Source organism: Thiofilum sp. (assembly GCF_016711335.1).
GTDB lineage: Bacteria > Pseudomonadota > Gammaproteobacteria > Thiotrichales > Thiotrichaceae > Thiofilum.
Window position 1 is genome coordinate 159,672 of sequence record NZ_JADJTF010000001.1, and the last position, 17,797, is coordinate 177,468.

Here is a 17,797-nt window from a genome sequence, read left to right on the forward strand (position 1 = left end):
TGTAGTATGGAGCAGAGTTTTTAGCGAAAAAAGTGATGTTTATTGATATTTAAATCTTAATTTTAGATAAATATTATAAAGAACCCGATTGAGAAGTGACTTAGCACATCGAGACATCGGTGCAAACTGACAAATTGACTAAAATTCGAGCTTACTCGACTAGCCTTTTAACTTTTCAGCGCTAGATTAAGTCGTTATGGTGTGAAACTTAGCCCTGTCATCATTGCCCTCGTCATAGAGCACTTAGGAAGTACATATATGCTCAGATACTTAACGCTATTTCTAGCCTTAGTCTTACTAATCGCACCACCTAGCTATGGTGCTGAAGAGACGCTCTTAAACTTACTCACAGGTGAAAAGGAAGCCACCATTGAGGTCGACAATAAATCCATTGCCACAGACACTACGCTACAAGATGATCAAAAAATCCAGAAGCGCTTGAACACGCTTTATGCCGAAATTAATGGATTAGAAAACTTAAAAGTCCAAGTACGCAATGGCGTAGTGACCTTACAAGGCGAACTCAACTCCAATAATGATTCAGAGCGTGCTGTGCGTTTTGCACGTCAAGTTTCGGGTGTAGTAGCGATTAATAACCGTCTCACCGTCAACCGTACTATTGAGCGTCGTTTAAATACTACGTGGGAACGTTTGCGCAGTATGGTCAAAGATACCATTGGCAATATTCCGATCTTTTTATTAGCCCTAGTAGTATTTGGCGCTTTTTGGTGGTTAGGGAGTTTATTGTCACGTCAACATAAACTTTATCGCACCTTTAGTAATAATTACTTTATTGCCAGCCTTATAGGGCAAATTATTAATTTACTGGTAGTGCTAATCGGTTTATTTGTAGCCTTAACGATTTTAGATGCGACTGAACTGATTAAAACTATTTTAGGGGCTGCCAGTATTGTAGGTTTAGCTATAGGTTTTGCTGTCCGAGATACCGTGGAAAATTATATTGCTAGTATTTTACTAAGCTTGCGCAATCCTTTTAATGTTAATGATTTAGTTAAAATCGAAAACCAAGAAGGACGAGTTGCACGCTTAAATTCAAGAGCGACTATTTTAATTTCAGCCGAAGGAAATCATATTCGTATTCCTAATTCAACGGTCTTTAAGGCGGTTATTACCAATTACTCACGCAATCCACAACGACGTTTTACTATTTTGCTTGCTATACATGAGTGTCACGACGTATTAGCTATTCAGTCATTAGTCTTAACCACCCTTAAAACCATGCCGAATCTACTCACAGAACCCAAACCTGAAGTATTAATCCAGTCTTGGGATAATGGCTTAGTGCAGCTACAAATTTTGGCTTGGGTCGATCAGACCGCTTATAGTTTAAATCGAGTACGTAGCGAAACCTTGCGTAGTATTAAAGCCACGCTGGATCAACATCAGATAGGTAGCCCAACTACGACCTATGACATCAGAATGGTTAAAGACGAAGCGGATACGGCTAAACCCAAACATCTAACGCCCGAAGACTTACCCTTAGCAAATCATTCTGAGCTATATGACACTAGCGCTCACAATGATGCGGCTAAAGCGCAAGTCATTGAGGAGCGAGACCCCGCTGAGGAAAATTTATTAAATCCTCATGCTCCCAAGGAATTATAAGCGCTTACGTTTACTGAGTAGCTCCCTACTCAGTAAACGTAAGCGCTAGGAGCAACCAGAACTACCCTAGGCATTGCTCAATAATACAGCTTTAGGATGTGTTAATATCCTAGATCTTCCTTTAATTATAAGCACCGCTAATCTTAAAATCTGATTAATTCTTAGCCTAAATTAATGTAGTATTAATTTAAAAACACCAATTGCTTGATATAAATCAATATATTGCCGTTTTTTAATCAGCACAAAACTATCAAATGTTCATGGAAATGTTAGGTAAATATCGATAAAATAATCTGATTATAAAGCCTGATATTGATTGAGGGAGTCATGGCTAAACTATTTAACTGGTGTCGTAACCTGCATTACGGCTTATTAATCTTAGTGTTGGGCTATAGCCTACCTACCAAAATTCTAGCCGCTGACTACTCCAGTCATGCGTATTCGGTGTACCCCAGCCATAGCGCGAACACTAAAATCAGCCCTATTAAAAGCATCGCGCTACAACCATTAAGCTCTCAAACCGCTATTGCTCAAGCGGTGACAGATACGCTAAATGCTACGCGCACTATGCCAGCCGGCTACAAAGCACTGATTAATTTGGATTTAGATTTTTTACAAATCGCCAAAGCCAGTAATATTGCCGCCATTACTGACCCTCAAAATAAAACGTTGATTGTTACCACTACGGCAGGAACTACTCTCCCCGATCATGGTATTTGGCTTGATAATGGCGTGGCGAGTGTAGCGGCACGGGTAAGTGAGTTTTTCCGCCAATACAAAGCGGCGGGTGGAACCGTTGATCTCATCACGTTGGATTATCGTGGTCTAGCCCTCACCACTGACGATATTAAAGCGGCAGGTATTGCATCCGGTAGTTTAGCTAATTATTTAACCGCGATTCAAAACGATACCCGCTTTGCTGCGATACAAAGTACTTTGGGTTTTAGCGACCTAATGACTATGTATGCGACTGATGCTCAAGCGCTTCAACGCCAACAAACTTGGAATGCGGTGATGAAAGCGCGGGTAGCGGCTTATTTAAACCAAGCCTTTTATACTCCGCTCAGAACTTATTTCCCTTCCGTACAAGTATCATCCCGTGATTTTTCCTACTATTCAGGCTTATTTACTGTACCTAATGAACATAGCAGAGCTAGCACGATTGTCGGCACTAGCCAAAGTAAGTACTTAAGTGGTTTAGTGCCCAGCTCCGGTATTGTGATTAACCAAACGACTTATCCAGCCAATGCTTTCAATACGCTGCGTCATGAACTCAATCGGCTACGTAATAGCGCCCTAGCCTCTAGTCGTGCGTTACATCCTTATATTAGTGGCAAAACTCAAACTACTGTCCCCACTGGTTATAGCGCCCCCTTAAAAACCAGTGATTTATATCAAGAGATGCTCCTACATGCAGGGCTACTAGGCGCACGTAACTTTATTTATTTTAATACCGCAACCTCTGCCACTGACGATCAACTCGTGCAACAAGTACTGAGTGAATTCGATCAACAAGCGGGTATTACGACTGCACTGACTCATTCAGTAGACAATGGGGTTGATTGGACTCAACCTTATATTCTAACGGCTGCCGATACCAGCCAAGGCAAATTGTGGCGTTTTACTCCCTCACTTGCTACGGGCAAAGCGGTAAGTACTGTGATTGCGAATGCCTACCCTGCGCAATTCAATTTAGCGGGAAATATTAAAGTTACTGTACCCAATGCTCGCGTACAAACTCTGACAGCTCCGGTGTCTAATCAAGGGGTATGGTTAAAGCAAGAAGCTAGTGCTGCTATCATGAGCTGCCCACAACCTGCTACTAATCAATCCTGCATTGCCTATTACCCGACTAATAACTTTGCCGCTCAACCTGCTTTAATGCTTCAGCAGCCTGTCCCTCTTAATGATACGGGTTCAGTGACTTCCTTATTAGCTAAAAACTGGGGACATGGTGGTCCTGATGCAGGTGTTAGTCGAGATGGTTTTAGTGTTAATTATCAAAGTACGCTCAACCTATTAGGCGGTACTTATAGCTTTACGCTTAAAGCGGATGATCATGTGCAATTGTGGATCGATAATCAGCTAGTCATCGATGGCAAAGCCACCACTAAACAAGATACTCGTACTCTCACTAAAGATATTACCCTTGGTGCGGGTACTCACTCGATTAAACTTCAATACACCGATATTACGGCGGGCGCTGCGCTTGATTTATCCTTTAAACGTTTAGGTTGCAGCTTAAGTACTACTAAAACTTGCCTGACCTATATTGATAAATCTAATAATCTACTTATTACTGAAGTGCCTTTTGTCCAGACCACTAATGGTTTGAGTTTTGATTTCAGTACGTTTACTTTCCCAGCCAATTTAATTACGGCGGGTATGACCATGCGTTGGGAGGGACTCATTGATATTGCTAATCCAGGTGATTACGCGTTTGAAATCCAGCATGGTCTAGGTACTTTAAATATTTGGGTGGATGGTCAACTCATTTATTCTAGTAACGGTTATTCTGCTCAAAGCATTAGCCAAGCCTTAAAGAATCTCAGTAAAGGCAAACATACCATCCGCATTGAACTCAAAGCTAAAGAAGGTAGCTTCCTAAAACTTAATTGGCTCAAGGCATTAAGCGATTGTAAGACCGTACCCTTAGAATCTTTCTGTGGTGAATACTTTGATAATATGACCTTGACGGGTACTGCTAAACGCTTCCAAACCACCCCCAAAGTTGATTTTACTTGGAATGGTGATGCCCCTCTGGCAGGGGGTGGTTTCCCCGCTGATAAGTTTTCAGTGCGTTGGGTAGGCGACTTTGACTTTGCGGCGGGTAATTACACGTTTACCACCACTAGCGATGATGGCATTAAAGTGTGGGTCGATGATGTAGTGGTGATCGATGGTTGGAAAGACCAATGGAATGCTGTTTATAAACAAGGTATTCCCCTCAAAGCGGGTATTCATCGCATTAAATTAGAGTATTACGAAAATGGCGGCGGTGCTTTAGCTAAATTGTCATGGTCAAAAACCAATGCTCAATGTACCGAAATTCCCGACAATCGCTATTGCGCCGAATACTACCCCAATACCGGTATTGCCGAAGAACCCGTAAAAATGGGTGAGACTGAAAAAATTGATTTTACTTGGCAAGACAAAGCGCCTATTCCTGAATTGCCTGTAGATAGGTTTTCTATTCGTTGGCTAGGCTATTTTGACTTCAAAGCAGATAAATATCGTTTTATTACCAAAGTTGATGACGGTGTACGCTTATGGGTAGGTGACAAACTCCTGATTGATCAATGGAAAGGTAGCCCTAATCAAGAATATTTTGCTGATCTGGATATGACCGCAGGTAAGCACCTGATTCGAGTCGAGTATAAAGAAGAGTCGGGCTGGGCGAATGCCAAGGTTTCTTGGGAGCAAAAACAAGAATGTACTGGCATTCCTATTAATGGCTTCTGTGGTCAGTACTTTGACAGTGAAAAGCTTGAAGGGGCTGTGATTCGTACTCAAACCACCCCCAAGATTGATTTTGATTGGGTCGATCAACGCCCCATGCATGGTCTGAAAAATGATAAGTTCTCTGCGCGGTGGCAGGGTCAATTTAATTTTAAGGCTGGGTATTATCGCTTCACTGGGGATGCCGATGATGGCATTACCGTGTGGGTGGATCAGGTAAAAATCATTGACCAAACCAGCATGGATTGGCAATGGAAAGGGCAAGTACAAGCTGTACCTTTTATCTCTGAAGGCTTACATACCGTTAAAGTTGAATACCGTGAAAACTATGGTACTGCCAAAGTTAAACTCAATTGGCAAGAAATTGAGGGTTGCTACCCTATTCCTAATAATAGCTATTGTTTGGAATTCTTTAATAATAAAGACCTGACTGGCTTTGTGCGGGATATGCAACCTGTCAGTACTATTAATGAAAACTGGGGTGAAGACCAGCCAGCACCTTTAGTCAATAAAGATAATTTCTCAGCACGTTGGAAAGGCAAACAGTATTTCACCGCAGGTACTTATCGTGCAGTGACCGATACTGACCAAGGCGTTATTGTTAAACTGAATAATCAAATCATTATTGATAAATGGACGCAGCAAAACGCTAAGCAGCAAAAAATTCTGACCATCGCAGAAGGCTGGCACGATGTGGTGATGGAGACTTTTGATTCGTGGTCAGTGGCTAAAGCTAAACTCACTTGGGAGAAACTCCCCGATTGTAAAGCCACACCGCTCAATCAGTTCTGCGCTGAGTTTTATGGCACGAATGATTTAACCGGTGAGCTGGTCAGTATCCAATTGGCAGACAAAATCGATTTTGACTGGGGAGCGGATGCGCCCACCACATTTGTGCCTAGAGATAAATTCTCAGTACGCTGGACTGGTACCTTTGATTTAGAAGCGGGTTTATATCGTTTTGTCACCGATGCGGATGATGCGATTAGAGTTTGGGTGGATGGCAAAGAGCTGATTAATGCATGGACTCCCCAATGGCCTTGGTATGGTAAACAACGCCGCCTACTCTCATTATCCCAAGGCATACATGCTATTAAAGTGGAATACCGTGAAGATTGGGGCAGTGCCAAAGCTAAACTTTCTTGGGAAAAAGTACCCAATTGCAGCATAGAAATCCCCACAGGAAAATTCTGCACCAGCTTCTATAACAGCAAAGATTTAACGGGTGTAGTAGCAGACCATCGCTATGACAATGCAATTAACTTTGATTGGATAAATAAAGCACCTCAGGATGGTATCAATGCTGATTTCTCAGCCCGTTGGATAGGTAAGATGGACTTCGCCGAGGGTGAATATACTTTCAGTGTTAAAGTCGATGATGGGTTTAAATTATGGGTAGATGACACACTGGTTATCAACTCTTGGAAACCTCAAGCAGCGACATTATACAGTAAGCGTATTTTCCTAACCGGTGGCTTACACACTCTCAAAGCAGAATACTATGATGGGGGGGGCTTAGCCGTAGCGCAATTGAGCTGGAAATCAGAGCAATTGAGTGAGCCACAAGTGCCGACTAATCTTAAAACCAGTACCTTGGCACAGGATAGAGTAATTCTCACTTGGGATACTCAACCTATTGTTACCCAATACAAAGTCTATAAAGATGGAGCATTACTCACTACCGTCAATACCAATAGCGCTACTGATTTAAAAGTCAGTGCGACCAAAACTTATGCCTATAGTGTCAGTGCAGTGTGGCCGAATGGTCGTGAATCACGTAAGGCTGAACTGAGTGTCACCATACCTGATACACAAGCGCCTACACCTCCTAAACAAATTACGGTGCAAGCTATTGCCCCTACCTCGGTGACTTTAGTGTGGACTGGTGCAACGGATAATATTGGCATTAAGTCTTATCAGGTGTGGCGTGATGGAGTGCAGATTGCTGAAACCAGTGATGCAGGCTTTGTTGATAGTAGCTTAAAAAGTACGGGTAAATACTTGTATAGTGTTAAAGCCGTGGATGCAGCAGGCAATATTTCAGCCGCATCAACCTCTTTAACTGTGACGACTAAAGATGGCATTAGTCCCACTATACCCACAGGTTTACAGGCTCAAGTACTCAGTCCTACGCAAATTGCTCTGACTTGGGATACAGCAACCGACAATGTGGGCGTAGCTCAATACCGGATTGTGCGTAATGGCGTACAAATTGGTACCAGCACACAACCACAGTACACTGATACTAAAGTCGTTGAAAATACTCAATATAGTTATCAAGTACAAGCTGCCGATGCGGCGGGCAATGTGTCTGCCCTTTCTATTGCAGTACAAACCCTCAGTGGTGATGCTACTGCGCCGAGTGCCCCTACTGATTTAGCAGGAAGCATTGATACCAATCAAAAGGTTAAGCTTATTTGGAATGCTTCGACTGATAATAAAGGGGTGAAGCAATATCGTATTGTGCGTGATGGTCGTTTATTAGCCTTAACACCGTCGCTGTATTACACCGATAACTCAGTCAAAGTAGGTCAAACTTATACCTATGTCGTTAAAGCGATGGATGCTGCTAATAACATGTCATTAGACAGCAATAGCGTGGTAGTAACGCCTAGTGGTATTTGCGAATCGACTCAAGTTTACTTTAAGCAAAATGTAGAAACTTCTATGGGTACTTGTGCTAGCTGCCATGTCGCAGGTGGTATGGGACAAAACAGTCGCTTTATTTTGTCTAACGCGCCTGATTCTAGCCTACGTAATCTAGGGGCTGTTAGTACGCTTAATCAAACCTTGGGTAAGCAAATCATTCTGGATAAAGCCAGCGGTAAAATCACTCATGGGGGTGGTACGGTCTTTGCGCTTAACTCCAACGACTATACCAACCTCGGTAAGCTACTCGATCAGCTTAAAACGCCCGGACAATGTACCGATATACCCGACAGCAATGAGCCTATTATGACTCAATCATTAGTCGCCAATTGTGCTAGCTGTCATGGCAGTAATGGCTCTAGTGCAGGCCCTGCCACACCAAGTCTTGGTGGTTTATCCAAAACCTATATCAGTCAAGTGATGAATGACTATAAGACTGGCAAACGTGCTTCATTAGTGATGAATCGGATTGCTAAGGGCTATAGTGCGGATGAGATTAATCTAATTGCTGCTTACTACTCTAACCAAGCCTTTACTGCTGGTGAGCAAACTACGGATGCTGGCAAAGTACAGCGTGGACAAGCCTTACACACACAATACTGCGCCTCTTGCCATATTAGTGGTGGTAAAAGCGGTACACTTACCGGAGCACGATTGGCTGGACAATGGAAGCCTTATATGGAGCGTACCTTATTAGATTACGCTCAAGGTCGTAGCCAACCCAGTACTCAGCAGATGACAGACGCGATTAAAACCTTATTCACTCAAGAGGGGCGTCCGGCATTAGAGGCTCTAGCCGAGTACTATGCTCATCAGTCTCAAGATACCACACCTCCTTCCGTACCGAGCGAATTAGCGGCTGAATCTTATACACCTACCAGTGTGACTTTAACGTGGATGGACGCCAGTGATGATTGGGATGTGCTCTATTACGACATTTACCGCGATGGTGTTTGGGTCGGTAGAACAAGCTTTAATACCTTTACCGATAAAGGTCTGAAAGCAGGTACTTATCAGTACACGGTGGTAGCCGTTGATACCTTTGGTAATCGCTCAGTCGTTAGTGAATCAGCCTCCGCTACTTTAAGCAGTGCTGAAGCTACGCCTCAGGGTTTACAGCTTTTAAGCTATCCCGATACTTTACGTAAGGCGAGTTTAATCTTATTAAATCGCTTGCCTACTGCTGCGGAAACAGCGGCGGTCACTAATGAAGAAACCTTCCGCACTACTCTGCGCAAAATGATGGACACTAAAGGTGCTTTAGATCCATTTGTGTATCGTGCGGGTCATGAGGTGTTCCTCAGTAATGGAGCTGCATGGATTGGTAGTACTATGGGGTTATCCAGTACGGATTATCCTATCTTGGATACCATGACGGATGCCGAAAAGAATGCGGTTAATGAGGCGGTGCGCCGTGAGCCTGTATTGCTTATGCAGTACTTAGTGGGTAATGACAAGCCTTGGACTGAAATACTCACCGCTAATTACACCGTGATGAACCCACAATTGGCTAAGGCAACAGGGGCAACACCTATTGCTGGAGCCTTTGCTGATCCAAACAATGCTAAAGAATACTTACCTGTACGTATTCCCCAAGTATCTGCGCGTTATCCGGGTAAAGCGTTTGCTCATGCAGGTGTATTGAGCACCAATGCATGGCTATCACGCTTCCCCACCACGGATACTAACCGTAATCGCCATCGTGCTGCGCAAGTGTATAAGCAATTCCTAGCTTTAGATCTTGAGGCGCTCGCACAACGTCCTTTAGATGACAGTAATAATGGTAATTACCGTGTGCCTACCATGCAGAATCCTAACTGTATGGTATGCCACACCGTTATGGAACCCGTAGCGGGAGCCTTCCGTGATTGGGGTAATAATAGTCGTTACCTACAAAACTTTGATGGAACTAAGGGTGATAAAGACTCCTTAGCTTGGGTCTATAAAACCGGCGGCTATCCACTTGATAATAATGGTCAGCCTTGGTATCACGCAGGCGATACTTGGTATCGAGATATGTTCCCGACAGGCTTTAATAATCGTACCGCACCCGGTGGGTATAGTGGCTATACCTCTACCTCGTGGGCAACGTCAGCTAATCTAGTAAAAAGCCCCTCTGCGGAGGAAGGCATTACTGGCTGGGTGATGAACAAAGGCAAAATCGAGTCTACTAACAAGACCACCTGTAGCGGTATCCCCCGTGATCCCAAGTCAGGTAGTAAACTGTATCAAGTCGGCTCCTGTACCACTCAGCTAGATGAAGCGCTAGCGTGGCAAGATATTGATATTACAGCTCATGCTGCCAATATTGATAAAGCTAAAGTGGAAATTGATTATGGTGCTTATTTCTCTGCACTGCACAGCCGTGATAAAGCCTCCATTTGGGTAGAATACTTAGATAAAGCAGGTAAAAATCTAGGAAAATCCACTGTTCTGACTGATCAAACCTCATGGACATGGACAAATAAGACTGCGACTGCCCAAGTACCTGCAACTACCCGTAAACTACGTTTTGTGATGCAAGGTTTACGTGCTACCCAAACATGGGCCGATAAATTTATTGATGCTTATGTGGATGATGTGTTCTTAGTACTGCGTACTCCAGACACTAATGTGCTGCCTATTACTGGCACTCAGGACACCTTGCAGTGGTTGGGTAAACAGTTGATCCAAGATGTGCGTTTTGCTAAAGGTGGCGTGTATTTCTGGTTTAAACCTGTCTTTAAACGCTTGCCTCTGACTGCTCCTGTCGATACGACCGCAAGTGACTATGCGCAAAAAATGGCAGCTTATAATACTCAAGACGAAGTTCTGACTCAGCTAGCGAATCGCTTTACCTACGATCAAGGTCGTGGGGCTTGGAATGTCAAAGACTTACTGATTGATATGGTCGCTAGCCCCCTCTTCCGCGCTAAAGCGGGACAATTAGGGGCTGAGCAACAATACACTCTCACCGATATGGGCTTAGCACGGTTACTCACTCCTGAAGAGTTATATGCCAAAGTCAAATCATTGATGGGTAGTGATTGGTACTGGTTCCGCCCTGAAAATGCTTGGGGTAGTAGTATGGGCTTATTCTATGGTGGTTTTGATGGTGGACGGATTCAAAACAAACCTAACACCATCATGAATAGTCTCATGAATACTATTCCAGAACGCATGGCGATAGAGTTGAGCTGTAATGCTACAGCCGATGATTTCCGCCTAGCGGGTAGTAGTCGCAAACTCTTCCCCTATGTGGAGGCAACTGATACTCCGGTATATGAAGAAGTCGATACTAGCACCTTGAACTTATTAGCGAATCCGGGAGCTGAGTCTGGTTTGGATGGCTGGACTTTAGAACAAGGTACGGTACGTGTATTGTCCGGTGCACCTTGGAGCTGTGAGGGTGGTGTTCCTGTTAAAAGCGGTAAAGCACAATTCAATCCGGGTAGTATGTGCAAAAACCAAAGCCCGCTGGCACGCTTATATCAAACGGCTGATGTGACTGCATGGGATGAAAGCATTGATCAGAGTGAAGCCAAAGTACTCTTTGGTGCAGCATTACGCGGATGGAGTGTGGACAACGACGAGGCTAGTGTTTATTTGAGCTTCCGCGATGGTAGCGATAATGAATTGACTAAGAGCCAAGTGCTGATTGGTAAAGAAGGTTATTGGCAAAACCAAATGGCGTATGCCGCTATACCGCCCTATACCCGTAGCATTCGCTTCTATATGCAAGGTAAGCGCATTGATACGACTACCAACCCTAATAATGACTCGTTTGTGGATGATACTTTCTTACGCGTCATTACCGCGCAAAGTGCATATATGCCAGCGGGTGAAAAACGCATTCGAGCCAATTTGCAGTACTTACATAAGCAATTCCTCAATGAAACCTTAGCCATTGATGATCCAGAGATCACTCGCAGCTTTAACTTATTTAGTGAAGCTTGGGCTGATCGTAGCAATACCACTGATACCTCCTGCCGCTTATATACCAGTTGGGAAGACCCGACCTATACCAAGCGAGCGTGGGGAACGGTATTGCTGTATCTGATGACTGATGCACGTTTCATCTACGAATAACTTAGGAGGTCATAAGATGAATCGACGTGATTTTTTAAAGCTCCTAGGCTATAGCGGTTTAGCGAGTACTTTGCCCAGTTTTAATGCGGCACAAGCCAATGCCACACCTCCCCTACATACAGGTAAGGTGTTGCTCACCATACACTTAGGAGGAGGTTGGGATCACAGCTCATTTGCGGATCCACGCCAGAATGTACTTATTAACAAATGGGCCGCCACTCAACCTGCGGGAGGTGTAGGCAATCTACGCTTTGCACCACTCGGTGAAAATGCTGCATTTTTCAATAAGTACTACTCCTACATCATGGCGGTGAATGGCATTGTGATGTTCACCAATGGACATGATGTAGCAGCACGTACCCGCCATACGGGCAGTTTAGTGGAGGGTTTACCCTCTACTAATGAACTCTATGCGGCGGCAGTGGGGGCTAATTTGCCGATGCCTTTTGTACGTCAAGGAGGCTTTGAAGGTTCAGTGGGGATTATGCCTTTTACGGCATTGCCCGATGAGAGCTTATTGCGTACTTTGGCGAATCCTAACTTTGATCGTGGCACTAAGACTTACTACTCTAATGCGCATATCGATTTAGTCCATAAATATGCGTCTCAACGTCTGACAAAACTACAAAATCAACCCGATAATCTACCCCGCTGGCAACGGAAACTGGAAGAACTGCAACGCGCCCGCCAAGGTTCAGTAGCGATGGAAGCCCTAGCAACTGCACTGCCCACGAGCTTAGATACGCTAGATCTAACGGGTGCTAGACGCAATGGTATTCGTGAACTGCATATGTTTTTAGTGCTCGCAGCAGCGGGTTTAACCGCTACGGGGAGCTTTGGTACAGGCGGCTGGGACTCACATGGCAATCATGATGCCAATCATATCAATACCCTCACCGACCTCACTCGTTTATTGGATTACACTTGGACTAAAGCCAATAGCATGGGTTTAGGCGATAGGCTGATTGTGCATGTCACCTCGGATGTCGGTCGCACACCTAGCTATAACTCTACTAATGGCAAAGATCACTGGTCACTGGGTGGGGATATTATCATGGCGAAAAATGCACCTTGGGCTAATCGCATCGTGGGTATTAGTGGTGCTAACCATGAGCAGATCAAGATCAATCCTAATACCTTACAACGCGATAATACTAATGGTATCTACTTACAAACTAAGCACTTACACCGTGCTTTGCGTGAGCTACTAGGGATTCAGAATCATCCCTTAGCACAACGCTATGACCTCAAAGCGGAAGCATTACCTTTATTTAATCCAGCCGTTGCTAGTGGCATTACGGTTTAGTGAGAGCGAGCTATGAAACTAAAACGTCGTGATTTTCTAAAAGCAGCTATGGCGGGTGGACTCCTTATCACCTCTGGTATTGCTACTCGTAGTTGGGGCGCTAATGCTAAGGTCGTCGTTATTGGTGGCGGTACAGGTGGAGCGACCTTTGCTAAGTACTTAAAGTTGGCTGATCCGAGTATTGAAATCACTCTGATTGAAAAAAACCCATACTACTACACCTGCTATATGAGCAATGAGGTGTTAAGTGGTGATCGCTCCTTAGACTCCTTAAAATTTAGCTACGAAGGTCTAAAAAAGCGCGGTATCAATGTAGTGATTGCCGAGGTAACAGGCATTGATGCGACCAGTCGTATAGTGCAAACCACATCTGGTAATTTTAGTTATGACCGCTGTGTCGTTTCACCCGGCATTGATTATCGCTATGACACTATTGCAGGCTATAGTGCTGATATTGCAGAAACCTCCGTACCGCACGCATGGAAAGCGGGTGAGCAAACGACTCTTTTACGCTCGCAATTAGAGGCTATGCCTAATGGTGGGACTTTTGTCATGGTTGCCCCACCTAATCCCTATCGTTGCCCCCCTGCTCCCTATGAACGAGCCAGCCAAGTCGCTTTGTATTTCAAGCGCTATAAGCCCAATAGCAAAGTTATTATTCTCGATCCCAAAGATAGTTTTACTAAACAAACGCTCTTTGAAGAAGCATGGATGAAACTTTATGGCTATGGCACTAATAATGCGCTGATTGAGTGGGTGTGGGGAGCCAATAAAACGGTAACGACTCTCAAGGCTGCACAAAAACAGGTTATTACCAGTGGTGGTCAAACCTTTAATGCTTCCGTGTTGAATATTATCCCTGCGCAAAAGGCTGGAGCTTTAGCCTTTAGTGCCGGATTGACCGATACCAGTGGTTGGTGTCCGGTACATTTGGATAGCTTTGAATCCAAACTCAAACCCAATATCCATGTGATTGGCGATGCGTGTACCGCTGCACCTTTACCTAAATCAGGTTTTGCTGCCAACTCGGAAGCGAAAGCGTGTGCACTGGCTATTGCCGCCTTACTCAATGGGCGTGAACCCGGACGCACTTCATTTACCAATGGTTGTTATAGTGTGGTTGGGGGTGACTATGCGATTTCAATCGTTGCGGTTTATCGCTTAGCGGGAGATCGTTTAAGTATTGAGGCTATTCCCAATTCTGGTGGTATGTCACCCGTAGGCGCATCGGATGAAGATCACTTGTTGGATGCGCAATATGCCTATAGCTGGTATAACAATTTTACCCGTGATGTGTTTATGTGATCGGCTTAAAACTAAGGTAAGTACTTGAGCCAAAGTAATCGTATATTTTTGGAGCAGTCTTGGCGGCAGGGATGCCGCCTTGAAGCGTACAGGGAAGTATTTACAGCGCCTGCGGAGGAAATATACGATTACTTTTAGCTGGATACTTAATTGCCAGATGCAATTAACTTAGTGAGTACGAATCTGAATAAACGGCAACCAAAACTGCTTAGCCAACTGAACAAATCGCGGGTCGTCTTCAATCGGATTCAATCCACGATAGAGTAAGGCATTTTCCGGTTTCTCCGCCTCAGAGCTACTATATTCACTACCCTCCCAAGCACTGATTGCCTTTTTTAAATCGTGATTTTTATCTTCGGCTAGGGCTAATCCCGCTTTAGGAAAACACGGTAAGGGTTCACACATACCTTGCCAATAGGTACTGATAAAGCACTCCCATAACGCTTGCGTATCCTCATCTAATGCTTGCAAGGTAAATACTTTATCGCTGGTATAAACTAAGGTGGTTTTAGTGGGGCTATTAGCGCAATGATTAAGGGCTAAATGTTTTAGCCAAATATCCACCCACTGCCATGCATTCATTTTGCCTAAATTAAAGACCAAACGCCCCCTTTCAGTCAGCTCCCCGATACTGCCATGTAATTGAAAAGCATCTATTTTAAAATCAATGGGGTGGGGTGTTAGCCACTCAATAGAGCATTCAGTACTCAGGTTGTTATAAAACTGTTCGGTGCGCTCGACTTGCTGTTCATAGAGTAAATCTCCCGGTTTACCGTGCGGTAATTTACCCTCAGCTCTTAAGCGCTTACGTAGTAATGTTGGCTCTTTTTGATGATTTAAATGTTGAGCTAACAGTTGTTCAGCAATGGCTTGATCCGCATAGTTTTCTAATTTAAATGGTTCTCGCTCTGGTAATTCAATGGTGCGCTCACGTAATTTTAAATTTAGGCGCTTACTCAAAAAATCACGAGCGGGTTGACGATAATAACTGACTAAGGTTTCTAAACGGATTTGCTTATAATCGTCATGCAAGGGAGGCAAAGGTTTAGCTTGCCAAAACTTGACAAACGGTTGCGGGGCTTGATGGCGGGCTTTATACGCTTCAGCATAATGCGCTGAATAGGTAAATAAATGCTCCTCACTAAAATAGCGCGTACTAAAGGGCTGTAAAGGATGTTTAGTAATTAATACTTTTGGCTCAATAGCAAACCGTTTTTCAATATAATCCAATAACTCAGTCACTAAAATAGAGGGCATAATTTCATTATTATCATGAATACTTTGCCCGACATAACTAATATATAAACGTGAGCGTGCTGATAACACACTTTCTAGGAATAAATAACGGTCTTCCTCGCGCCTTGAGCGATCACCACGCTGTTTTTTATCATGCGCTAAACGATCAAAACTGAGATAAGTATCCACCCGTGGAAAGGCTTTATCCTGCATGCCTAATAAGGCAACTAATTTAAACGGCACGCTGCGCATCGGCATTAGAGCGCAAAAAGTAATGCCGCGCCCCATAAATCCTTCGGCTTGATTGCGTTGCTCTAAGCTATTGCGCAGAGCGTCGCGCACAATACGCCACCCAATCGGGCGCTCGAATTTAGCATCACTCACACTTTGCTGAGTTAAACCCTCTAGGGCTTGTAGTACCAGTTGCAAGTTATCGGTATCACCTAATACCTGTTTAAATAACTCGCGTACTCGCTCCGCCCATATAGTAATACTCTGTTGTTGTCGCCCCCAATCCGCGAGGTTAAATAAAGGCTCAAGCCATTGCAAAAAGCGCCCTAGCACTTGCGCTTGTGAACCTTCAATATAGGGATAAGGTAATACTTCACCTAATAAATCATCACAGGGAAAAGCAAAGCCCAGTAATAAACGATCTAGTCCATAGCGCCACGTATGTTCAAAAGTGTCTGCTCCCCCCTGTTTGACACGGCGCTCTGCATCCACACCCCAGCGAATATTGGTATCACTCACCCAAATGCGACATTGATGGATATCGTCCAAATCCAGTCGCGCTTGAGTACGCACTACCTCATTTTCCAATAGTGCAAAAATACGCTCGGCTTCAAAGCGACTATCGGGTAAGTCGAGTAATTGTAGGCAAGTGGTAATAATGCTTTGCAATTGACGCTGTGACTGATCAGCAATACTAAAGGGCAGACGTTGCTTGGGATCATTCACAGTGCCAAACACCGCTTCAATATAGGGAGCATATTGATCAATATCGGGGGTCATCACCACTATATCGGAGGGTGCTAGGCTCGGATCGTGTTCAATAGCATCGAGTATCTGATCATACAGTACCTGCACCTCGCGCATGGGCGAATGGCAACTATGCACACGCACCGAATAATCCTCGGCTAACTCCAGCGGGAAAATAGTATCTGTGCTCGGAATATGTAGATTAAGAATATCGGCTTGAATCACTTTGAGCATCAAACTGTGTGGCTCAAGCGTTTGCGTAGGTAAAATAAAGCGCTCTTGCTCTAAAGGATAAGGCTCTAATGAGCGCAGATTACCGATAAAATCACGCCCTTGTGTACCCCATGAAGCCAGTAGTGGATTACCTATATCGGATAGCTCTTGCTGCGCGACTTTTAATTTAATTAGGCGCTTTTCGGATTCAATATCACTCCAATATTCTTGAGTGGGGTTAACGATAAAAAAATAAATATCAATGAATTGCGCGACTTGATTGACTAGATTGATATACGCTTTAGAAACGGCTGGAATAGAAAAAAAGATATAGCGCTTAGGTAAATTTTGCGGGGGCTGTTGCTGTAGCGCTTGGATAAATTCATCTTGCAAGCGTACCCAATGATGCAATTGCTCGCTTACTACTACATTACGCCATAGACGCCCTTGCCAATCGTGTTCGTCTAAAGTGATTAAAGGGTTTTCCCATTCTTTAATCCACAGCGGGCGAAAGAAGATATAACCATCAAACACGGTAGCCACTTGTTGGGCCAATTGCCATGCCGCACCCTCATCGCCTGCACGCAAATAATGCTGTAATTCGGGATAGCGCTCGGCATACTCCAAAAATTCGTGAAGCAAACGCCAGCGCAATAATTTAGGTGAGCAGGGATCACGTTCGGGCACGAAGGAAAGTACTTTACGCAATAACTCCCACGTAGCCTCAGCGGGAAATAAATAGCGGGTATTGGCAGCGATTTTATTATGGAGAGCGGTTTGCATCGATAACCAACGTCCCATCCCTGCGTTTTGTACTACCACCGTTTCGCGCTCCATAGGAGGCAAAGGCTGAGTGCGACAAAACTCCGCATATAAGCGAGCCAGTGATTCGAGTTGGTTACTATGGATCAGATGCAACATAGGGGGAAAAAAGCACAGCTATAAAACGGCTCATTC

The 17,797-nt window shown here is 44.2% G+C and carries 5 protein-coding genes; 4 read left to right on the forward strand and 1 reads right to left on the reverse strand.

Going from position 1 to position 17,797, the window contains the following annotated elements; translation table 11 throughout:
* Positions 1-258: 258 nt before the first annotated feature.
* The 4 genes from IPL34_RS00835 to IPL34_RS00850 all read left to right on the forward strand — a co-directional run bounded on the left by IPL34_RS00835 (position 259) and on the right by IPL34_RS00850 (position 14,413).
* Positions 259-1,626 carry a mechanosensitive ion channel domain-containing protein gene (locus IPL34_RS00835; RefSeq protein ID WP_296836342.1) on the forward strand — a complete coding sequence of 456 codons (1,368 nt, stop codon included), beginning with the start codon at positions 259-261 and terminating at the stop codon, positions 1,624-1,626.
* A gap of 327 nt (positions 1,627-1,953) precedes the next feature.
* Positions 1,954-11,802, forward strand: coding sequence for a PA14 domain-containing protein (locus IPL34_RS00840; protein ID WP_296836346.1), 9,849 nt, complete (start codon positions 1,954-1,956; stop codon positions 11,800-11,802).
* Positions 11,803-11,818: 16 nt separating this feature from the next.
* On the forward strand, positions 11,819-13,108 hold the full coding sequence (locus IPL34_RS00845) for a DUF1501 domain-containing protein (RefSeq protein WP_296836350.1): 1,290 nt from the start codon (positions 11,819-11,821) through the stop codon (positions 13,106-13,108).
* Between the two features lie 12 nt (positions 13,109-13,120).
* Positions 13,121-14,413 (forward strand): NAD(P)/FAD-dependent oxidoreductase, encoded by a 1,293-nt coding sequence (locus tag IPL34_RS00850; protein WP_296836354.1) that lies wholly within the window; start codon positions 13,121-13,123, stop codon positions 14,411-14,413.
* A gap of 168 nt (positions 14,414-14,581) precedes the next feature.
* On the opposite strand, the gene recC is transcribed toward IPL34_RS00850, so the two are convergent.
* Positions 14,582-17,761, reverse strand: a complete 3,180-nt coding sequence (recC, locus tag IPL34_RS00855; protein ID WP_296836357.1) for an exodeoxyribonuclease V subunit gamma — start codon at positions 17,759-17,761, stop codon at positions 14,582-14,584.
* Positions 17,762-17,797: the final 36 nt, after the last annotated feature.